The 21,548-nt window shown below is 76.1% G+C and carries 14 protein-coding genes and 1 riboswitch; of the genes, 4 read left to right on the top strand and 10 right to left on the bottom strand.

Features of this window, described 5'->3' with window-relative positions:
• Positions 1–113: 113 nt before the first annotated feature.
• The 5 genes from ABFX46_RS31910 to cobF all read right to left on the bottom strand — a co-directional run bounded on the left by ABFX46_RS31910 (position 114) and on the right by cobF (position 9,894).
• Positions 114–3,443 carry a serine hydrolase gene (locus ABFX46_RS31910; RefSeq protein WP_346047627.1) on the bottom strand — a complete coding sequence of 1,110 codons (3,330 nt, stop codon included), beginning with the start codon at positions 3,441–3,443 and terminating at the stop codon, positions 114–116.
• A complete protein-coding gene (locus tag ABFX46_RS31905) occupies positions 3,440–4,561 on the bottom strand; it encodes a 5-methyltetrahydropteroyltriglutamate--homocysteine S-methyltransferase (RefSeq protein WP_346047626.1) in 1,122 nt (373 codons plus the stop codon). The genes ABFX46_RS31910 and ABFX46_RS31905 overlap by 4 nt, the downstream gene beginning before the upstream one ends.
• Before the next feature lie 61 nt (positions 4,562–4,622).
• Complete coding sequence (locus tag ABFX46_RS31900; RefSeq protein ID WP_346047625.1) at positions 4,623–6,812, bottom strand: hypothetical protein; 2,190 nt, start codon at positions 6,810–6,812, stop codon at positions 4,623–4,625.
• Positions 6,809–9,037 (bottom strand): hypothetical protein, encoded by a 2,229-nt coding sequence (locus tag ABFX46_RS31895; RefSeq protein ID WP_346047624.1) that lies wholly within the window; start codon positions 9,035–9,037, stop codon positions 6,809–6,811. Before ABFX46_RS31895 ends, ABFX46_RS31900 begins: the two co-directional genes overlap by 4 nt.
• A 107-nt stretch (positions 9,038–9,144) precedes the next feature.
• A complete protein-coding gene (gene cobF, locus ABFX46_RS31890; RefSeq protein WP_346047623.1) occupies positions 9,145–9,894 on the bottom strand; it encodes a precorrin-6A synthase (deacetylating) in 750 nt (249 codons plus the stop codon).
• Between the two features lie 53 nt (positions 9,895–9,947).
• Between cobF and cbiE the strand changes: the two genes are divergently transcribed.
• Genes cbiE through ABFX46_RS31875 form a run of 3 tightly spaced genes read left to right on the top strand, consistent with a single transcriptional unit; the run spans position 9,948 to position 12,636 of the window.
• Positions 9,948–11,165 (top strand): precorrin-6y C5,15-methyltransferase (decarboxylating) subunit CbiE, encoded by a 1,218-nt coding sequence (gene cbiE, locus ABFX46_RS31885; RefSeq protein WP_346047622.1) that lies wholly within the window; start codon positions 9,948–9,950, stop codon positions 11,163–11,165.
• Positions 11,162–11,917 (top strand): precorrin-4 C(11)-methyltransferase, encoded by a 756-nt coding sequence (gene cobM / locus ABFX46_RS31880; RefSeq protein ID WP_346047621.1) that lies wholly within the window; start codon positions 11,162–11,164, stop codon positions 11,915–11,917. The genes cbiE and cobM overlap by 4 nt, the downstream gene beginning before the upstream one ends.
• On the top strand, positions 11,902–12,636 hold the full coding sequence (locus tag ABFX46_RS31875; protein ID WP_346047620.1) for a cobalt-precorrin-6A reductase: 735 nt from the start codon (positions 11,902–11,904) through the stop codon (positions 12,634–12,636). Before cobM ends, ABFX46_RS31875 begins: the two co-directional genes overlap by 16 nt.
• Here ABFX46_RS31875 and ABFX46_RS31870 read toward each other — a convergent pair.
• Genes ABFX46_RS31870 through ABFX46_RS31860 form a run of 3 tightly spaced genes read right to left on the bottom strand, consistent with a single transcriptional unit; the run spans position 12,627 to position 15,822 of the window.
• A complete protein-coding gene (locus ABFX46_RS31870; protein WP_346047660.1) occupies positions 12,627–14,114 on the bottom strand; it encodes a precorrin-2 C(20)-methyltransferase in 1,488 nt (495 codons plus the stop codon). The genes ABFX46_RS31875 and ABFX46_RS31870 overlap by 10 nt on opposite strands.
• On the bottom strand, positions 14,114–14,734 hold the full coding sequence (locus ABFX46_RS31865) for a precorrin-8X methylmutase (protein ID WP_346047619.1): 621 nt from the start codon (positions 14,732–14,734) through the stop codon (positions 14,114–14,116). Before ABFX46_RS31865 ends, ABFX46_RS31870 begins: the two co-directional genes overlap by 1 nt.
• Complete coding sequence (locus ABFX46_RS31860; RefSeq protein WP_346047618.1) at positions 14,731–15,822, bottom strand: precorrin-3B synthase; 1,092 nt, start codon at positions 15,820–15,822, stop codon at positions 14,731–14,733. Before ABFX46_RS31860 ends, ABFX46_RS31865 begins: the two co-directional genes overlap by 4 nt.
• A gap of 71 nt (positions 15,823–15,893) precedes the next feature.
• Positions 15,894–16,017: riboswitch (cobalamin riboswitch) on the top strand.
• Between the two features lie 52 nt (positions 16,018–16,069).
• Between ABFX46_RS31860 and cobN the strand changes: the two genes are divergently transcribed.
• Positions 16,070–19,663, top strand: a complete 3,594-nt coding sequence (gene cobN, locus ABFX46_RS31855; protein ID WP_346047617.1) for a cobaltochelatase subunit CobN — start codon at positions 16,070–16,072, stop codon at positions 19,661–19,663.
• Here cobN and ABFX46_RS31850 read toward each other — a convergent pair.
• Together ABFX46_RS31850 and cobO are read right to left on the bottom strand one after the other, a co-directional pair.
• Positions 19,618–20,949 (bottom strand): cobyrinic acid a,c-diamide synthase CobB, encoded by a 1,332-nt coding sequence (locus tag ABFX46_RS31850; protein WP_346047659.1) that lies wholly within the window; start codon positions 20,947–20,949, stop codon positions 19,618–19,620. The genes cobN and ABFX46_RS31850 overlap by 46 nt on opposite strands.
• Positions 20,946–21,548 (bottom strand): cob(I)yrinic acid a,c-diamide adenosyltransferase, encoded by a 603-nt coding sequence (gene cobO / locus ABFX46_RS31845; RefSeq protein ID WP_346047616.1) that lies wholly within the window; start codon positions 21,546–21,548, stop codon positions 20,946–20,948. Before cobO ends, ABFX46_RS31850 begins: the two co-directional genes overlap by 4 nt.

The raw sequence follows: 21,548 nt of genomic DNA, 5'->3' as shown, positions 1-21,548 counted from the left end.
CCGCCGCGAGCCTACTGCCGGCCGCGGAGCGCGATCCCCGCTCGGGAAGATAACTTCACCCATCATTAACCGAATGGTCAGGCTCCGGTCGCGGGACGCGCCGGAGCGCCCGGTCAGCCGGTCTTCGGGGTGGCGCGCAGGCCGTAGTGCAGGTAGCGCTCGCCGGTCGGGAGGGCGTAGAAGGTCACGGGCATCCAGGTGTCCGTGCCGGGGTCCCGGACGGCGAACACGTCCTCCTGGATCGCCGCCATCGGGTGCTCGCTCACCGTGTCGGGCAGCATCGAGGCCAGCGGCCCGGTCCGCGTCACCCGCAGGACGGGCCCGTCCTCGCCGCGGAGCACCTCCAGCCGCGAGCCGGCCCGCTCGTAGGTGCCGAGGTGCGGCCCGATGTCGGCGGCGACCGGGACGGCGGGCGGGCGCAGCGGCGGGCGCATGGCGACGCCGGCGAGGTCGGCGAAGATCTCCCGGTACAGGTCCTCGTACAGGCCGTCGGTGTCGCCGCCGTTGGTGAGCAGGACGACGGCGAGGCCCGCGTCCGGGAGCAGCTGCAGGTAGGCGTTCTGCCCGATCGTCGAGCCGCCGTGCCCGATGAGGCGCCGCCCGTCCCAGGCGTCCCGGATCCAGCCGAGCCCCCACGAGTCGCCGAGCGTGCGGGTGTCGGGCAGCTCGGCGTGCCGGGCGGCCATCGCGGCGGTGCCCTCCTCGCTCAGCAGCCGCGCCCCGCCGGGTGCGAGCCCGCCGGTCAGGTGCAGGCGCGCGAAGGCGAGCACGTCGGCCGCGGACGCGCCGATCAGGCCGGCGGGTCCGATGGACCTCGGCAGCTGCCACACCGGGGCGCGCCGCGGCTCGGCCCCGCCGGGGCTCACGTGGCCGACGGCGGTACGGTGCAGCAGCGCCTCCTCGGGCAGCGTGATCGTGCGGCGGAGGCCGAGCGGCTCGAACAGCCGCGCCCGCACGGCCTCGTCCCAGGTCGTGCCGGTCAGCCGCTCGATCACCCGTCCGGCCAGCGAGAACCCGGCGTTGCAGTACGACCAGGTGGCGCCCAGCGGATGGTTCTGCGCCACGTCCGCGAGGACGGCCGTGTACTTCTCCAGGCAGTCGTCGCCGCGCCCGGTGTCGGTGAACACGTCGCCGTCGATGCCGCTGGTGTGGGTCAGCAGGTGCCGCATCGTCACGTTCTTGGCGGCGTCGCGGTCGGCCAGCCGCAGCTCGGGCAGCACCTCGACGACCGGCGCGTCGAGGTCGAGGAGGCCCTCCTCGACGAGCTGCATCACGACGGTCGCGGTCCACACCTTGGTGATCGACCCGATCTGGAACACCGAGTCGGTGGTGGCCTCCACGCCGGTGTCCTTGTTCAGGACGCCGTACGCGGCCTCGGCGATCTCGTCGTCGCGGCCGTCCCCCAGCCGCAGGATGCCGAGGGACGCGCCGGGCACGCGGTGCCGCTCGGCGAGCGCGGCGAGCCGGCGCCGCCAGTGCCCGGCGTCGACGGGCGCGCGGTGCGGCCCCGCGTCCTCGCGGCCCGCGTACCGCTCGGCCCACTCCGCGACGCGGCGGTTGTAGTCGAGCCGGTGCGACGGCCGGCCGTCCAGGATGAACAGGTGCGAAGCGCCCGGGTAGAGCACCAGCCGGGACGGGACGTTCCGCTCGCGCAGCGCGGTGTGCCACTGCTGGGCCTGGCCGGCGGGGCAGGCCAGGTCGTCCGCGCCGTGCAGGATCAGGGTCGGCGCGGTCACCCGGTCTACGTGCGTCAGCGGCGACATCGCGGCGTGCCGGTCCGGGCTCCTCCAGAACGGGCCGCCCAGCTCGAACTCGCCGAGGTCGTGGCCCCCGTGCGCGGCGCCGCCGAAGCTCGTGAGGTCGGCGACGGCGCCGCCCGCGACCGCCGCCTTGAACCGGCCGTCCCGGCCGGTGAGGTAGCAGGTCATGAACCCGCCGTAGCTGTAGCCGGTGACGGCGAGCCGGTCCGGGTCGGCGATGCCGGCGGCGACCAGGGCGTCGATCGGCTCCAGCAGGTCCGCGGCGTCGGCCGTGCCCCACGCGCCCTCGACCGCCCGCCAGAACCGCTCGCCGTAGCCGTCGCTGCCGCGCGGGTTGACCAGCAGCACCGTCCAGCCGGCCGCGGCCAGCTCCTGGTGGTAGAGGTGCACGTCGTCGGCGGCGCCGTTCCACGCGTTGTGCGGGCCGCCGTGCACGTCGAGCAGGAGGGGCTGCGGTCCGGCCGCGTCCGGGTCGCGGACGAGCCAGCCGTGCACGACCGTCCCGTCGGAGATCGTGAACTCGCGCTCCTGCCGGACGAACGGGACGATGCCGGACAGCGCGGCGCCGTGCTCGGTGAGCACGGTCTCAACCCCGGTGGCGAGGTCGACGGCCACGATCTCACCGAACGACGTGGGCGTGGCGAGGGCGATCACGGCCGTGCCCCCGGCGACCGACATGCCGGACACGACACGTCCCGCGCCGGTGACCACCGGGCGCGGCTCGCCGCCGTCCGCGGGCACCGAGTAGACGTGCGTGCAGCCCCGGTCGCGGACGCAGAAGAACACGCCGCGGCCGTCGCCGCCGAACTGCGGCACCGCGCCCGGATAGCCCGTGTGGCCGGTCATGACGTTGCGGTCCAGCGGTGCGGACAGGTTCGCGGCCGTCCCGCCGCCGAGCGGGACCCGCAGCAGCCCGGCATGGCCCACCGGCGGCCCGGTCCTGCCCGCGACCAGCAGCGACCGCCCGTCCGGTGCCCACGCGACCGTGCCGCCGACCCCTTCACGAAGACCCGCGACCTCGGGGGACGAGCCGTCCCGGGCAACATCGACGACGTGCACGGGTGCGCGGAGCGTCAGGTCGGCGTCAGGGTCCGTCGCGGCGGTGAACGCCAGCCGCGTCCCGTCCGGGGACCAGCAGGGGTCGCCGGCGTGCCAGTCTCCATGAGTGACCTGCCGGCACCGGCCGGTCGCGACGTCGGCCACGTGCAGGTGCCGCCGCAGGGAGCCGACGAGCCCGTGCCCGTCGGCCTGGTAGTCGAGCCGGTCGGCCACGACCGGGCCGCCGGCCTCGCCGGCCGGGCGCGTGGGGGCGGTGAACGCGATCGCCGAGCCGTCCGGGCTCCACACCGGCGCGCCCGCGCCGAGCGGCAGCCCGGTGAGCGGCTCGGGCTCCCCGCCGTCGGCCGGGAGCAGCCACACCTGGGGCGGGCCGTCCTGGGCGCGCAGGAACGCGACCCGCGTCCCGTCCGGCGACCAGGCGGGCGCCGTGTCGTCCGGGCCGCGGGTCAGCCGCCGGGGCCGCCCGCCCGGGACGTCCACCCGCCAGAGCGCCCGCGCGTTCCGGTCGGCGCCGGTGTCGCAGGTGCGCAGCACGTAGACGGCCCGCGCCCCGCCGGGGGACAGCGCGGGCTGCTCGGGGACGGCGATGGCGGCCAGGTCGTCGATGCGCGGGTGCCGCGTCAACCCCAGATCTCCCGCGCGGTCTCGGCGATGAGGCGCAGCTTGGCCGCCTGCTGCTCGGCGGTCAGCACGTTGCCCTCGACCGTCGAGGAGAACCCGCACTGCGGCGACAGGCAGATCTGCTCCAGCGGCACGAACCGCGACGCCTCGTCGACGCGCCGCTTCAGGTCGTCCTTGGACTCCAGCTCGCCGCGCTTGGTGGTGACGAGCCCGAGCACGACCATCTTGCCCGGCGGGACGAACCGCAGCGGCTCGAAGCCCCCGGACCGGGCGTCGTCGTACTCCAGGAAGAACCCGTCCACGTCCAGCTCGCCGAACAGCGCCTCGGCGACGAAGTCGTAGCCGCCCTCGGCCGTCCAGGACGAGCGGAAGTTGCCCCGGCACATGTGCGTGGTGACGTTCATACCCGCCGGCCGCCCGGCCACCGCGGCGTTGATCTGCTTGATGTAGCGCAGGTGCAGGTGCTCGGCGTCGTCGCCGCGCTCGGTGATCATGGCGCGCTGCGCCGGGTCGTTGAGGTAGGCGAGGCTGGTGTCGTCCAGCTGCAGGTACCGGCAGCCCATCTCGCCGAGCCGCCGCACCTGCTCGGCGTAGGCGGCGGCGAGGTCGGACCAGAACTCCTCGATGTCCGGGTAGACCTTCGGGTCGATCGAGGCCGGGCCGCCCCGGTAGTGCACCATGTTCGGCGACGGGATCGTCAGCTTCGGCGTCACCCCGTCCCCGGCCGCGCCCTGCAGGAACGCGAAGTCGTCGGCGAAGATCGTCTCGTCCAGCCGGACCCGGTCGTGCACCCGCAGCGCCGCCGTGCTGAACTCGATGTCGCCCGACGGGTTGTGGAACCGCACCTTGATCTTCTCGTCGGCCGGGCTGATCCCGCCGAGCCGGTAGATGAAGTCCATGTGCCAGGACGTGCGGCGGAACTCCCCGTCGGTCGCCGACCGCAGCCCCGCCTCGCGCTGCATGGCGACCGCGTCGCGGATGGCGGCGTCCTCGGCGGCGGCCAGCGCGGCGCCGTCGATGCGGCCCTTCGCATGGTCCTCGCGTGCGGCCAGCAGCCCCGGCGGACGCAGCAGGCTGCCGACATGATCGGCGCGGAACGGCGGCTCGGTGCGCAGAGACAAGACTTGCTCCTTCCGCGGAAGCGACACGCTCCTGCCAATCTAGGCACGTCCGTGACGACGATCAACGATTTGTCCGGAATGCCGCACCACCTGGCGCGCAGCGCGCCCGGCGGCACGTGGTGAGATGCGGCTCGTTGCCCGCCCGGCCCGCCGACCGGCCGATCCAGAGGATCCGGGGCCGCCCGTCGCGCCCGACGGCGAGATCCATCGGACCGGGAATGTCGGTGTAGGTGCCGATACGTACCCTGTCGCGGCGGATGCATCCCGCGTCCCGGCAGGCGATGAGCACGACGGAGGAGTCGGTCAGGTCGTGGACGGCGACGAGCGGCAGCCCGTCCGGGCCGAGGGCCAGGGCGGGCGCCTGCTGGGCCCGGCCGGGCGGGCTGAGGACGGTGGCGTCGGCGGCGGCGCAGGCCGGGGTGCGGCAGCGCAGCAGCGTGGCCGCCCCGGTGAGGATGTCGCGGTAGGCGATGACCGGCCGGTCGTCGGCGGGGACGGCGACCTCGACGCCGTCGGGGTAGGCGTTGCCCGCCCAGAATCCGGCCTTCCGTCCCGCGTGGGCGTCGTCCTTCTGCTCGGAGGTGAGGCCGCGGCGGGGGACGAGCGATGCCGCGCGGTGGCGGCGGCAGGACGCCTCGCGGCAGCCGACGACGATCAGCTCTCCGGTGTCGAGGTCCTCGTACGCGGCGACCGGGCGGCCGGACCGGCCGAGGGCGAGCGCGAGCGGCTTGTCCGCGACCCCGGTCGCCTGCGGAACCGGGAGTGACACGAGGACGGCCGGGTCCCCGCAGGGCAGGTGCGCGCAGCGCATGATGCGCAGGGTGCTCGCGCCTCCGTTGGCGTCCTCGTCCGTGAGGGGCACCGCGACCGCCACGACGGTCCGGGCGCCGGACGCGGCGACGGCGACGGAGGCCGCGAGGCCGTGCCGGCTCGCGCGGAGGGTGGTCGGAGCGGCGCGCATGTCCGGACAGCCGCGTGCCGTGCAGGCGATCAGCCTGAGCAGGAGCGGCCGCTCCCGCGACGGGCCGACGCGCCGGTCGCCGTACTGCCATCCGGCGACGACCAGCGACCCGCCGGGCAGCGCCGCCGCGTCCACCCGGTCCTCCACGTACGGGACGTGTTCGGCCAGGCGGCTGCGCCGGCAGGCGGGGTCGTCGCACGCGCGCAGGTCGAAGCCCGAGCCCCGGCGCGGGACGAGCACCGCCGGGTCGCCGCGGCCGGGCAGCAGCAGCACGTCCCGCCCGACCGCGTGCTCGACGACATGGTCGGAGACCATGACCCAGTCGTAGGGGTCGGCGCGCAGCACGGCCCAGTGGAAGAGGGCGGGCGCCGCCGTGGCGAGCGCCAGGAGCACCGCCGTGCGGCCCGGCCCGGCGGCGCCGCGGCCTCCGGTGCGAAGCCTCTCGGCGGCCGCGCCCAGGTCGAGGGGGCGGCGGCGCTCCCGCCGGACCGGCACGTCCGCGTACCACTGGCTCAGCGTCAGGACCGCCAGAGCCGCGCCCTGCAACAGGACGGCCGGTGAGGCCGCCGCCGCGACGGTCACCCGGACCGCGACCGCGTGGGCTTCGCCGGTGAGCGGCCAGACGGCCCACCAGCCGCCGGCGGCGATGGCACCCGGCACCACGAGCACGGAGATGAGCGCCGTCCACGACCAGCGCGTCCGGCGGTGGCGGGTCAGCGTCCAGGCCCGCGCCAGCGCCCGTACCGGCCCGGCACCGTCCAGGACGACCAGCGGCAGCGCGAGCACCGCCCAGCAACTCAGCATCCCGCCGGCGACGCAGCCGAAGACCCCCGGCCACACCCGGAGCGTGAGCAGGAACCCGCCGGCTCCCAGGAGCGGAACCGCCAGGAGGACGAGCCCGACCAGGGGGACGGCCCCGGCCAGGGCGGGCGTGCGCCGCGCCGCCGTCCGGGCGGCGGAACCCGCGGTGACGGGCCGTTCCAGCAGCAGGCCCGCCGCGATCAGGACCACGATGACGACCGCCGCGACATGCGCGGCGATCAGCGCGGACAGCGTCACGCCGACATAGAGGAGGATCCCGTGCGACAGCCCGTACGTGCGGATCTCGCCGTTGACCACATGGCCGTCGCCGCCGAGGACCACGACGCCGACCGCGACGCAGAGGAACTGGAACACGAAGTAGCCGGCGATGACCGGTGCCGCCGCTCCCGCCAGCCCGGACCGCAGCAGCCACCGGATCCGCGTCGCCGGCGTGCTCTCCTGCGGCGGGCGGTCCGGCGGCGAGGTCACCGGCCGGCACCTCCGGCGCAGCGGGCGCGCCCGCAGGTGGTCAGGTGCAGTTCCCTGGGAGAGTCGCCGTCGGAACCGTCGGCCCACAGCACCCGTGGGCGGCCGTCGCGTCCGACGGCGAGGTCCAGGGGGCCGGGCACGCCGGTGTAGCGGGCGATGCGGGTCTCGTCGCGGTGCGTGCAGGCGGAGTCGCGGCAGGCGAGGACGGTCACGGACGTGTTGGCGACGTCGTGGACGGCGATGAGCGGCCGTCCGTCCGGGGCGAGCGCCAGGGCGGGCGCCTGCTGGGCGAGTCCGGGCGGGCCGAGGACGGTGGTGTCGGCGGCGGCGCAGTCCGGGGTGCGGCAGCGCAGCAGCGTGGCCGCGCCGGTGAGCACGTTCCGGTAGGTCACGATCGGCCGGTCGTCGGCGGGGACGGCGACCTCGACGGCGTCGGGGTCGAGGGCGTGCAGGCGCCTCGTCAGCCGGTCGGCCGCCTCGAAGCGCTGCTCCTCCCGGATGCTCGGGCGGTCGCGCGGGCCGAAACGCGTGGTCCGCGGCCGGTCGCAGCCGGCGTTGCCGCAGCTCACCACGGTCAGTGCTCCGTCGAGGCCGTCCTGCACCGCGATCACCGGGCGCCCGGACCGCCCGGCCGCGATCGCGACCGGCTTGCCGAAACCACTGGAGATGTACGGCGGGCGGAGGGTGGCGAAGACTTCCGGGCGGCCGCAGGGGAGGCGGGAGCAGCGCACGATGCGCAGAATCCGGTCGTCCACTCCGTCCCCCAGGGGCGTGACGGCGGCCGCGACGATCTGCGAGCCGGCGGTGGTGATGCCGAGAGCGGCGCCGTTGATCTGGAACGAGCCGGCCTCGGCGACCCGCACGGTGCCGGGGGCGGACGACAGCGGCGGGCATCCGCCCGGCGTGCAGCGGACCAGCCGGAGCAGGAGGGGCAGGGTGTCGGGCACCTTCTCGGGCGCCTTGCCCAGAGAGCCGGTGTCGTACTGCCACGCCCCCACGACGACCGCGCCGCCGGGCAGCGCCGCCGCCTCCACCCGGTTTCCGGAGACCGGGACGCCGCCGACCTCGCGGCTGGTGCGGCACGTCCGGTCGCCGCAGGCCAGTAGGGAGAATCCGCCGGCGAGGTGCGGGGTGAGCACCATCGGGGCGGAGCCGTCCGGGAGCAGGAGGACGTTGCGGCCGTCCTGGTTCCCGACGACGCGATCGGAGACGGCCGTCAGGTCGTACGGGTCGGTGCGCAGCAGCGTCCAGTGGAGGAGGGCGGGTGACGCGATCGCCAGCACCGCGAGCACGGCCGCGGCACCGGGCCGGGTACGGCGGTCCGCCGTGGGGAGCCTCCGCATGGCGGCGTCCAGGTCGAGCGGACGGCGGCGTTCCCGCCAGACGTTCACGGCCGGGTACCACTGGTCGAGGGTCACGACCGCGAGGCCCGTCCCCTGGAGCAGGACGACCAGTGCGCCCACGGTCACGACGGCCGCCCGGCCGACGATCGCGAGGGCCTCGTCCTCCAGCGGCAGTGCGAGCGCCGAGACCCCGGCGGCGACGGCGCCCGGCAGGAGCAGCACCCCCGCGAGCACGAACCAGGACCAGCGGGCCCGGCGGTGGCGGGTCAGCGTCCAGGCCCGCGCCAGCGCCCGCACCGGCCCGGCGTGCTCCAGGACGACCAGCGGCACCGTCAGCACCGACCAGCAGCTGACGGCACCGGCCACCGCGGACGCGAACACGGCGACCCACGGCACGCCCGTGAGCAGCAGCGTCCCGGCGCCGGCCGCCGGGACGGCCAGCAGCACCCCGCCGATCAGCGGGACGCACGCCGCCAGCGCGGGAGCCCGCCGCGCCACGGCCCCGGCCGCGGACCGGGCGGTGACGGGCCGGTCCAGCAGCCGGCCCGCCGCGATGAGGAGGACGGCGGCGACCGCCGCGACGTGGGCCGCCGACAGCGCGAACACGGCCGCGCACGCGTAGCCGACGCCGTACGGCGTCAGCTCGTGCGTGCGGATCTCGCCGTTGACGATGATGCCGCCGTCCCCGATGACCAGGACGCCGGCCGCCACGACCGCGAACTGGAGGGCGGCGGTGCAGGCGATGACCGGCAGCGCGGCGCCCGCCACCCCGCCGCAGAGGAGGCGCACGGTGCGCCACAGCACGGACGGCAGCCCGCGCGCGACGACGGGCGGCGCCTGCGCGGCGGCGACCCCGGCGTGTTCTTCCGCCTGCTCCGTCACAGTCCCTCCGGGCGCGCCGCGTGGAGTTGACATCATCGCCTACCGGCGGACAGAAGGCGCGTAAACCGGAAGAATCCGGGCCGCCGGCGTCCGCTTCCGGACGCGGGTCAGCCGCGCGGTTCGCGGCGCAGGAGGTAGGTGTCCATGATCCAGCCCTTGCGGGCGCGGGCCTCGGCGCGGGCGGTGCGGATCTCGTCGGCGACCTCCGCGACCGGGCCCGACACGAGGATCTCGTCGGGTGTGCCCAGGTAGGCGCCCCAGTAGATGTGGAAGCCGTCGCCGGCGCCGGCGAACGAGCAGTGCGCGTCCAGCATGACGAGGACGTCGTCGGCGGTCGGGCCCTCGGCGGCGAGGCGGCGGCCCGTCGTGAGGTGGACGGGGCGCCCCACCCGGGTCAGCCCGATCCGGTGCCGGGCCGTCAGCGCGGACACGCTGCTGATGCCGGGGATGACCTCGAACTCGAAGTCGGCGTCCACCTCGTCCAAGGCGGAGAGGGTGCTGTCGTAGATCCCGGGGTCGCCCCAGACGAGGAGCGCGCCGGTCTGGCCGTCCTCCAGTTCATCGGTGACGAACGACTCGTAGATCCGGGCGCGGCGGGAGCGCCAGTCCTCGACGGCGGCGGTGTAGGCGGGGCCGTCGGCGGTGCGGTCGCGTTCGGGGTCGCGGGCCTCGACGACCCGGTACGGCTCGCGGGCGTGCGCCGCGATGAGGTCGTGCCGCAGCCCGGCGAGGTCGTGCTTGGCCTCGCCCTTGCCGACCAGCAGGAACACGTCGGCCGCGGCGATCGCCTTGGCCGCCTGGAACGTCAGGTGGTCGGGGTCGCCCGCGCCGATGCCGATGATCAAAAGCCGCTTCACCTGGCCAAGTGTGCCAGCTGTAGACTTTCCGCCGCAGGTCGGGAAGGAGGCCGGTGGACGCGGGTTCGATCACCGTCGTGGGCATCGGCGCCGACGGCTGGGACGGGCTTCCCGAGGCGTCCCGCGCGGCGCTCCGGGAGGCCGATGTGCTGCTCGGCGGCGCGCGGCAGCTCGGCCTCGTCCCGGAGGGTGCGGCCGAGCGGGTCGCCTGGCCGTCGCCGCTCCTCCCGGCGCTTCCCGGGCTGATCGAGCGGTACGCGGGACGCGCCGTCACCGTCCTGGCGAGCGGCGACCCCATGTTCTACGGGATCGGCTCCACGCTCGCGGAGCTGGCCGGCGCGCGGCGGCTGCGGGTGCTGCCGCATCCGTCGTCGGCGTCGCTGGCGTGCGCCCGGCTCGGCTGGCCGCTCGACCGGGTCGACGTGGTCAGCATGGTCGGCCGTCCGGCGGAGACGCTGAACGCGGTCGTCGCGCCGGGCCGCCGCGTCCTGGTCCTCGGCGCGGGACGCGAGGCACCCGCGGTCGTCGCGGCGCTGCTCACCGGGCGCGGGTTCGGCCCCAGCCGCATGACCGTGCTCTGCGACCTGGGCGCGGAGAGCGAGACGGCGGCGCACGGCGTCGCGTCCCACTGGACGGCCCCCGCCGCGTCGGCGCTCGCCGTCGTCGCCGTCGACTGCGTGCCCGGCCCGGACGCGGCGCTCCTGCCCCGCGTCGCCGGGCTCCCCGACGGGTCCTACGAGCACGACGGGCAGATCACCAAGAGCGAGGTCCGGGCGGTGACGCTGTCCCGGCTCGGCCCGCTGCCCGGCGAGCTGCTGTGGGACGTCGGCGCCGGGTCGGGCAGCATCGCGATCGAGTGGGCGCGGGCGCACCCGTCCTGCGCGGCGGTCGCGGTGGAGAGCCGCCCCGACCGGGCCGAGCGGATCGGCCGCAACGCCAAGGCGCTCGGCGTGCCCGGCGTCCGCGTCGTGACGGGCCGCGCACCCGGCGCGCTGGACGGCCTCCCGCGGCCCGACGCGGTGTTCGTCGGCGGCGGCCTCACCGTCCCCGGCCTGCTGGAACGCTGCTGGGACGCCCTCCGGCCCGGCGGCCGCCTCGCCGCCAACGCCGTCACCCTGGAATCGGAGGCGGCGGTGGCCGGGCTCCGCCGCACCCACGGCGGCGACCTGGTCCGCCTCCACGTCGAGCGCGCCGCGCCGCTGGGCGGATTCACCGGCTGGCGCCCCGCGATGCCCGTCACCATCTGGACGGCACGGAAGGACACCCTGTGACCGTGTACTTCGTCGGCGCGGGCCCGGGCGCCGCCGACCTCATCACCGTGCGCGGCCTGCGCGTGCTGGAGTCGGCGCCGGTGTGCCTGTACGCGGGGTCGCTGGTGCCGCGCGACCTGCTGGACGCGTGCCCGCCCGGCGCCCGCCTCGTCGACACCGCGGACATGACCCTGGACGCGATCGTCGCCGACCTGACCGCCGCGCACCGCGACGGCCTGGACGTCGCGCGCCTGCACTCGGGCGACCCGTCGGTGTTCAGCGCGGTCGCCGAGCAGATGCGGCGGCTCGACGCGGCCGGCGTCCCGTACGAGGTCGTCCCCGGCGTCCCGGCGTTCGCGGCGGCGGCGGCCTCGCTCGGGCGGGAGCTGACCGTCCCCGGCGTCGGCCAGACCGTCATCCTGACCCGCACCGCCGTGCGCGCCACCCCGATGCCGCACGGCGAGGACCTCGCCACCCTCGGCGCGAGCGGCGCCACGATGGTGCTGCACCTCGCCGTCCAGCGCATCGACGAGGTCGCGGCCGAGCTGGTGCCGCACTACGGCGCGGACTGCCCGGTCGCGGTCGTCGCCCGCGCCAGCCGCCCCGACGAGGTGATCCTGCGCGGCACCCTGTCCGACATCGCGGGCCTCGTTCGCGAGGCCGGGGTCAGGCGCACGGCCGTGATCGTCGTCGGCCGCGTCCTGACGGCGTCGGCGTTCCCCGACAGCCACCTCTACAGCGCCGGCCGGGACCGGGCGTGCGGCGCGTCCTGATCCTCGGCGGGACGGCGGAGGCCCGCGCGCTCGCCGCCCGCCTCGCGGTCCGCCGCACGGGCGTGCACGTCGTCTCGTCCCTCGCCGGACGCGTCAGCGACCCGCGCCTGCCGGCGGGGGAGGTCCACATCGGCGGCTTCGGCGGGGCCGGCGGGCTCGCGGCCTGGCTCCGCGGCAACCGGATCGACCGCCTCGTGGACGCCACGCACCCGTTCGCCGAGCGGATGAGCGCGTCGGCCGCGCACGCCTCGCGCGCGACCGGCGTCCCGCTGCTCGCGCTGCGCCGCCCCGGCTGGGAGGCGGAGGACGGCGACGACTGGCACCGCGTCCCGTCCCTGCCCGAAGCCGCCGGGGCGCTACCGGTCGGGGCCCGCGTGTTCCTCACCACCGGCCGCCGCAGCATCCCGGTGTTCGCCGCCCGCGCGGACGCGTGGTTCCTCGCCCGGTCGGTCGACCCGCCGGAGCCGCCCGTCCCGCCCAACGCCGAGGTGCTGCTCGCCCGCGGCCCCTACACCGTGGAGGGGGAGCGCGCGCTGATCCGCGACCACCGCCTGGACGTGCTCGTCACCAAGGACAGCGGCGGCTCCATGACCCGCGCGAAGCTCACCGCCGCCCGCGACGCCGGCATACCGGTCGTCATGGTGGACCGCCCGCCCCATCCGGACGGCGTCCAGGCGACGGACGACGTGGCGACCGCCGCCGCCTGGGCTCAGGGGTAGCGGCGCGGCGTGTAGACCATGCCCTTGTCGGTCACCCGCGTCGTGGACGACCCCACGATCACGAGGCAGCGCATGTCGACCCGGTCCGGGTCGAGCTTGCCGAGCGTCGTCACCGCCACGTCCTCCTCCGGACCGCCCACGTCCCGCCCGACCACCACCGGCGTCTCGGGGGAGCGGTGCTCCAGCAGCAGGTCGCGCGCCGCCGGGAGCTGGTGCCTCCGCCGGCTCGACGACGGGTTGTAGAGGGCCAGCACCAGGTCGGCCTCGGCGGCGGCCGCGAGCCGCCGCGCGATCACGTCCCACGGCTTGAGGATGTCCGACAGCGACAGCACGCAGAAGTCGTGCCCGAGCGGGGCCCCCGCCCGCGACGCGACGGCCTGCGCCGCCGTCAGCCCCGGCACGACCCGCACCGGGACGTCCGCGAACTCGTCCCCGGCGGCGGTCTCCAGCACCGCCGCCGCCATCGCGAACACGCCCGGGTCGCCGGACGACACGACCGCGACGCGCGCCCCGTCCCGCGCGAGCTCCAGCGCGTGCCGGGCCCGGTCGGCCTCCACCCGGTTCCCGGACGCGTGGCGCCGCTGCCTCGGGTTCGGCGGCACCCGGTCGAGGTAGGGGCCGTAGCCGACGAGGTCGGTCGCCGACGCCAGGACGTCCTGCGCCTCGGGCGTGAGCCACGGCCGCCCGGCGGGCCCGAGCCCGACCACCCACACCCCGCCGGAACCGGCCGGCCGCGCCGGGGGAGGCGCCGCGAACGACCGCTCGGCCGGGCTCGTCAGCAGGGCGAGCGACATGTACGGGACGTCGGCCGGATCGACGTCGGCGAGCGGGGCGACCCGCTGCCGGTCGGTGGCGGCGCGCTCCACATACCAGGCGTCGCCGAGCCGTCCCGCGTCCTGGAAGGCCTGCCTGACCTTGGTGAACGTCCGGCCGAGCTTCAGCACGGCCGCCGCGTCGGCGCCGCGCAGCCGCGCGGCCAGCTCCCCGGCGGGCAGCGTGCCGGGCAGCACGGTCAGCGTCTCCTCCCGCTCCACCAGCGGGCGCCCCGCCGCCGCCGACGCCGCGCTCAGCGACGTCACACCGGGCACCACCTCGGTCGGGTAGTGCGGCGCGAGCCGCTTGTGCAGGTGCATGTAGGACCCGTAGAACAGCGGGTCGCCCTCGCTCAGCACCACGACCGTCCGGCCGGCGTCGAGGTGCGCGGCGAGCCGGGCGGCGCAGTCGGCGTAGAAGTCGTCCAGCGCGCCCTGGTAGCCGCCCGGATGCCCGGTCGTCTCGGTCGTCACCGGGTAGACGAGCTGCTCCTCGACCTGGCCGTCCCGCAGGTACGGCTCGGCGACCGACCGGGCGATGCTGCGCCCGTGCCGCGCGGAGTGGTAGGCGACCACGTCGGCGCCGCCGATCAGCCGCGCCGCCTTCACCGTGACCAGCTCCGGATCGCCGGGCCCGACGCCCACGCCGAACAGCCGTCCCGCCATCATTCCGCCTCACTGGCGATGGCGTTGACCGCCGCCGCCGTCATCGCGCTGCCGCCGCGCCGCCCGCGCACCACCAGATGGTCGAGGCCGCTCGCGGCGAGGGCCTCCTTGGACTCGGCGGCGCCGATGAACCCGACCGGGACGCCGAGGACCGCCGCCGGGCGCCCCGCACCCTCCGCGACCAGCTCCAGCAGCCGGAACAGCGCGGTCGGCGCGTTGCCGATCGCGACGACCGCGCCGCCGAGGCGGCCGCGCCACAGCTCCAGCGCCGCCGCGCTCCGCGTGGTGCCGAGCCGCGCCGCCAGCCCCGGCACCTCGGGGTCGCCGAGCGTGCACACGACCTCGTTGCCGGCGGGCAGCCGCGCCCGCGTGATGCCGGACGCGACCATCCGCGCGTCGCACAGGACCGGCGCGCCGTCCAGCAGCGCCGCCCGCGCCCGCTCCACGACCCCCGGCGACCACGCCAGGTCGCGGACGAGGTCGGTCATCCCGCACGCGTGGATCATCCGGACGGCGACCCGCGCCACGTCGTCCGGCAGGCCCGACAGGTCGGCCTCCGCGCGGATCGTCGCGAACGACCGCCGGTAGATCTCGGCGCCGTCCCGGACATAGTCGATCACCGCTGCTCCTCCGCCATCCTCAGTTCGACCGGGCCGCGGGGCATCCCGCAGCGCCGCTCGCACCCCGCCCAGTGGACGGGCGTCTCCGGGGCGCGCTCCAGCCCGCCGGCCCACCGCCGCGCCTCGCCCTGCACGTCGCCGCGCGACTTCGCGCACCCGGGACTGCCCGTGCACGCCGACACCCCGACCCACGGCGACGCCGGATCGACGGCGAAACCGGCCGCGCCGAGCCGCGCCGCGATGCGGCTTGCCGCGCCCTGGCCCAGGTCGCGCAGCACGACGCTCCGCCACGGCGTCACCCGCACCTCGTCCGCGAGACCGGCGAGCGCATCGGCCTGTGCCCCGGACAACCGTCCGAGAGGCGGCACGGCCTCCAGCGCGACGAGCCCGCCCCGCTGCGCGATGACCCCGGCATGCGGGCGGCGGGGCTCGGGACGCGCACCGGCCTCTTGGGGTTCGGCCCCGAGCCGCTCCGCGATGAGCCGCGCCCCGTCCGGCACCTCCGCGAGGCGCCACGCGTCCCCGCGGACGTCGAGGAACGCCTCCGCCGCCGCGACCGTCAGCGCCACCGCGCCATCGCGATGGGGCAGCCGCGTCCCGGCGAGGTGGAGGCCGTCCGGGGCGAAGGTCAGGTCGGCGCCCAGCGCGAGCATGTCGCCCGTGCCGTCGTCGAAGGCGAACAGGAAGCGGCCCGGCAGCCCCGCCAGCCGCGGATGCCCGCACAGCGCCCGGTCGAGGGCCGTGACCAGCGGATCCGTCGCCAGGACGCCGTGCTCGCCGCGTCCGCCGAGCGGGGACGCGACGATGTTGCGGACCCGCTCGTGGGACGGCGACGGCAGCAGCCCGGCCGCCCCCAGCCGCTCCGCGAGCGCCGCCGGATCGCGGACGCCGCGCAGCTGCAGATTGCCCCGGGACGTGAGTTCGATCACGTCCCGCCCCAGTTCCCGGGCGGCGGCGCCGAGCACCCCGAGCCGCGCGGACGACACCGCGCCGCCCGGCACCCGGACGCGCGCCAGCGGCCCGTCGGCGGCGTCGTGGGTGCGCAGCGCGCCGGGGCAGGCGTCGGCACGGAGTCTGGCATTCGGCACGGGGAGGATGTTAACCACACTTTGCGGGCGGCCCGCGCTGCCGTACTGTTCTCCTCAGGCGATGGCAATGGGAGGAAGCCGGTGCGAATCCGGCGCGGTCCCGCCACTGTGACCGGGGAGCGAATCCCGCTTGAGGCCACTGTCCGCACGGACGGGAAGGCCGGGGCGAGCGTCGATCCGGGAGCCAGGAGACTCCTGCCGTCGTGACACCCGCGACCGGGGCGAGGACCCCAGGGGAGGAACGGCCGTGTCCGCTGGCACCGTGCTGCTGCTGTCGACGTCCGACACCGATCTGCTGAGCGCCCGCGCGTCCGGCGCCGCCTACCGGCTCGGCAACCCGGCGCGGCTCACCGCGGACGACCTGCCCGGCCTCGCCGAGGGGACCGGCCTCGTCGTCGTCCGGCTGCTCGGCGGGCGCCGGGCCTGGGAGGACGGGCTCGACGCGCTGCTCGCCGGGCCCCGTCCGGTGGTCGTCCTCGGCGGCGAGCAGGCCCCCGACGCCGAGCTGATGGAGCTGTCCACCGTCCCCGGCGGCGTGTGCGCCGAAGCCCACGCCTACCTCGCGCACGGCGGCCCCGGCAACCTGGCCGAGCTGCACGCGTTCCTGTCCGACACCGTGCTGCTGACCGGGCGCGGGTTCGCGCCGCCCGCCGCGGCGCCGACGTGGGGACGGCTCGAACGCGAACCCCGCACCGCCGGCGGCCCGGTCATCGGCGTGCTGTACTACCGCGCCCACCACATGGCGGGGAACACCGCGTTCGTGGAGGCGCTGTGCACGGCCGTCGAGGACGCCGGCGGGCAGGCCATGCCGGTCTTCTGCTCGTCCCTGCGCACCGCCGAGCCCGAACTGCTCGACACCCTCGGCCGGGCGGACGCGCTCGTCGTGACCGTCCTCGCGGCGGGCGGGACGCGGCCCGCGACCGCCGGGGCGGGCGGTGACGACGAGGCGTGGGACGTGGGCGCCCTCGCCGAGCTGGACATCCCGATCCTGCAGGGCCTCTGCCTCACCACCAGCCGCGACGCCTGGGCGGCGAGCGACGACGGCCTGTCCCCGCTGGACGCGGCGTCGCAGGTCGCGATCCCCGAGTTCGACGGCCGCATCATCACCGTCCCGTTCTCGTTCAAGGAGATCGACGAGGACGGCCTCACCGTCTACCGGGCCGACCCCGAACGCGCCGCGCGGGTCGCCGGGATCGCCGTCCGGCACGGCCGCCTCCGCCGCACCCCGGCCGCCGACCGCCGCATCGTCGTCATGCTGTCGGCGTACCCGACGAAGCACTCCCGCGTCGGGAACGCCGTCGGCCTCGACACCCCGGCGAGCACCGTCCGGCTGCTGGCCCGCCTCGCGGAGGAGGGCTACGACCTCGGCGAGGGCTTCCCCGGCGTCCGCGAGCAGGACGGCGACGCGCTCGTCCACGCGCTCATCGCGGCCGGCGGCCAGGACGAGGACTGGCTCACCGAGGAGCAGCTCGCCGGCAACCCGATCCGCATCTCCGCCGCGTCCTACGAACGCTGGTACCGCACCCTCCCCGAGGTGCTGCGCGGGGAGATGGAGCTGCACTGGGGGCCGCCGCCCGGGCACCTGTTCGTCCAGGACGGCGCCATCGTCCTCGCCGCCCTCCGCGCCGGGAACGTCGTCGTGATGGTGCAGCCGCCGCGCGGCTTCGGCCAGAACCCCATCGCGATCTACCACGACCCCGACCTGCCGCCGAGCCACCACTACCTGGCCGCGTACCGGTGGCTGTCGGACGAGTTCGGCGCGCACGCGATCGTGCACGTCGGCAAGCACGGCAACCTGGAGTGGCTGCCCGGCAAGGCGGCCGGCATGTCCGCGTCGTGCGGCACCGACGCCGCGCTCGGCGACGTCCCGCTGATCTACCTGTTCCTCGTCAACGACCCGGGGGAGGGGACGCAGGCCAAGCGCCGCGCGCACGCCGTCCTCGTCGACCACATGGTCCCGCCGATGGCGCGCGCCGAGACCTACGGCGACATCGCACGCCTCGAACAGCTCCTGGACGAGCACGCGACGATCGCCGCGATGGACCCGGCGAAGCTCCCGGCGATCCGCGCGCAGATCTGGACGCTGATCCAGGCCGCGAAGCTCGACCACGACCTCGGCCTGGACGACCGTCCCCACGACACCGAGTTCGACGACTTCCTCCTGCACGTGGACGGCTGGCTGTGCGAGGTGAAGGACGCGCAGATCCGCGACGGCCTGCACGTCCTCGGCCTTGCGCCGGAGGGCGGGACCCGTGTCGACCTGGTGCTGGCCATGCTCCGCGCCCGGCAGATGTGGTCGGGGCGGGAGACGCTGCCGGGCCTGCGCGAGGCGCTCGGCCTGGCCGAGGACGGCTCCGAGGCCCTCGCCGACGTGGACGCCGCCGAGGCCGCCGCCCGGTCGCTCGTCCAGGGCATGGAGGACGCGGGCTGGGACGCGGAAGCGGTCCCCGAGATCGCCCGGCGGGTCCCCGGGGAGCGCCGCGAACTCGTGGGGCGGGTCCTGGAGTTCGCCGCCGCCGAGATCGTCCCGCGCCTGGCGCGCACGTCCGACGAACTCGGCCACGTGCTGCACGCCCTGGACGGCGGCTACGTCCCGGCCGGGCCGAGCGGGTCGCCGCTGCGCGGCCTCGTCAACGTCCTGCCGACCGGCCGGAACTTCTACTCGGTGGACCCGCGCGCCGTCCCGAGCCGCCTCGCGTGGGAGACCGGGCAGGCCATGGCCGCCTCGCTCCTCGACCGCTACCGCGCCGACCACGACGGGGAGTGGCCGCGCTCGGTGGGCCTGTCGGTGTGGGGGACGAGCGCGATGCGGACGGCCGGGGACGACATCGCCGAAGTCCTCGCCCTGCTCGGCGTCCGGCCGGCGTGGGACGAGGCGTCCCGCCGCGTCACGGATCTGGAGCCGGTCCCGCTCGCCGAGCTGGGCCGGCCGCGCATCGACGTGACCGTCCGCATCAGCGGCTTCTTCCGGGACGCGTTCCCGCACGTCGTCGCCATGCTGGACGACGCCGTCCGCCTCGTCGCGGCCCTGGACGAGCCCGACGGCGACAACTACGTCCGCGCCCACGTCCGGGCCGACCGGGAGGCGCACGGCGACGAGGGGCGCGCCGCCCGCCGCATCTTCGGGTCGGCGCCCGGAGCCTACGGGGCCGGGCTGCTGCCGCTCATCGACAGCCGCACCTGGCGCGACGACGCCGACCTCGCCGAGGTGTACGCGGTGTGGGGCGGCCACGCCTACGGCCGCGACCTCGACGGCGTCCCCGCCCGCGACGACATGGAGAGCGCCTACCGCCGCATCGCGGTCGCCGCGAAGAACGTCGACACCCGCGAGCACGACATCGCCGACTCCGACGACTACTTCCAGTACCACGGCGGCATGATCGCCACCGTCCGGGCGCTGACCGGCAGGGCGCCGGAGGCGTACGTCGGCGACAGCACCCGCCCGGACGCCGTCCGCACCCGCACGCTCTCGGAGGAGACCGCGCGGATCTTCCGGGCCCGCGTCGTCAACCCGCAGTGGCTCGCCGCGATGCGCCGGCACGGCTACAAGGGCGCGTTCGAGCTGGCCGCGACCGTCGACTACCTGTTCGGCTACGACGCCGCCACCGGCGTCATGGCCGACTGGATGTACGACCGGCTCACCGCCGCCTACGTCCTGGACGACGAGAACCGCGCGTTCATGGCCGAGTCGAACCCGTGGGCGCTGCACGGCATCGCCGAGCGGCTGCTGGAGGCCGCCGAGCGCGGCATGTGGGAGCACCCCGACCCGGAGGTCCTCAAGGGCCTGCAGGAGGTCTACCTCAAGGCGGAAGGCGACCTGGAGGACGACACCAGCCGTTGAGCCAGCTCCGGATACCCGGCCCAGTGCAGGTGCAGGTAGGACGCGGTGATGCGGTCGCTCCCGAACCCGTCGCCGCCGTCCCGCCAGCGGAACAGCGGCTCCGCGGCCCCGGTCAGGGCCGTGCGGTGGAACTCGTGGCCCCGGAACCGCTCGCCCGCGCGCGTCAGCGGCGATTCGGCCACGGCGACGGCCTCCCGGTAGCCGAGCGCCAGCCGGGACGTCATGCGCGCCCGGCCCGGGACGAGCCCGCACATCCTCCGGCCGTCGAGTTCCTCGCATAGATAGAGGAGTCCCGCGCATTCGGCGGCGATCGGCCCGCCGAACGCGGCGACGGCCGCGCGCATGGGCTCGTTGGCGGCCAGCTCGGCGGCGTGCACCTCCGGGAACCCGCCGCCGATGACGATCGCGGCCGTCCCGTCGGGCAGGGCCTCGTCCCGCAGCGGGTCGAACACCGCCACCTCGGCGCCCGCCGCGCGCAGCAGCTCGACGTGCTCCCTATAAGAGAAGGTGAAGGCCGGCCCGCCCGCGACCGCGACGACGGGCCGCCCGCCGACCGGCTCGGCATGCTCGGACGGGTCCCACGCCGGGCCGGGCAGCGGGGGAGCGGTGCCGGCGAGACGCAGCAGCCCCTCCACGTCGCACGACCCGGCGATCAGCCCGCCGAGCCGCCGCACCGCCCGCACGGCGTCCGCCCCGCGCTCCGCCGCCGGAATCAGCCCGAGGTGCCGGGACGGGTTCACGACGGCGTCGTCCCGCCGGATCGCGCCCAGCACCGGTATCCCGGTCGACTCCAGCGCGCCCCGGCACAGCTCCTCGTGCCGGTCCGAGGCGACGCGGTTCAGGATGACGCAGCCGATCCGCACCCCCGGCTCGAACGTCGCGAACCCGTGCACGAGCGCCGCGACCGACCTGCTCTGCCGCGCCGCGTCCACGACCAGCACGACCGGGGCGGCGAGGAGTCGCGCGACGTGCGCGGTGGAGGCGAACCCCGTGTCGCCCCGCCCGTCGAAGAGCCCCATCACCCCTTCGACCACGGCCGCGTCGCAGCCGGCCGCGCCGTGCAGGAACAGCGGCGCGACCCGCTCCTCGCCGACGAGCCACGGGTCGAGGTTGCGGCCGGGGCGTCCCGACGCGAGCGCGTGGTAGCCGGGGTCGATGTAGTCGGGGCCGACCTTGTGCGGCGACACCGCGAGCCCCCGGGCGCGCAGGGCGGCGATGAGCCCGGTCGCGACCGTGGTCTTCCCGCTTCCCGACGCGGGGGCGGCGATGACGAGCCGCGGGATCACCACTCGATGCCCCGCTGCCCCTTCTGTCCGGCGTCCATCGGATGCCGGACCTTCCCCATCTCCGTCACCAGGTCGGCGGCGCCGATGAGCCGCTCCGGCGCGTCCCGCCCGGTGACGACGACGTGCTGCGCGCCCGGACGGGACGTCAGCGTCTCCACCACGTCGTCCAGGTCCAGCCAGCCCCACTTGATCGGATACGTGAACTCGTCCAGCACATAGAAACGGTACGTCTCGGCGGCGAGGTCACGCTTGATCTGCGCCCAGCCCTCCCGCGCGTCCGCCGCGTGGTCCGCATCCGAGCCCGGCCGCTGGATCCACGACCAGCCCTCGCCCATCTTGTGCCAGGCGACCGGGCCGCCCTCGCCGCTGTCGCCCAGCACCCGCAGCGCCCGCTCCTCGCCGATCCGCCACTTCGCCGACTTCACGAACTGGAACACCCCGACCGGCCAGCCCTGGTTCCACGCGCGCAGCGCCATCCCGAACGCGGCCGTCGACTTCCCCTTCCCCGGCCCGGTGTGGACGATCAGCAGCGGCCGGTTGCGGCGCTGCCGGGTGGTGAGTCCGTCGTCGGGGACGGACACGGGCTTCCCCTGGGGCAT

Source organism: Actinomadura chokoriensis, assembly GCF_039529475.1.
Classification (GTDB): domain Bacteria; phylum Actinomycetota; class Actinomycetes; order Streptosporangiales; family Streptosporangiaceae; genus Spirillospora; species Spirillospora bangladeshensis.
Note: the sequence above shows the minus strand (reverse complement) of the source record. Positions and strands in the feature narration are given on the sequence as shown.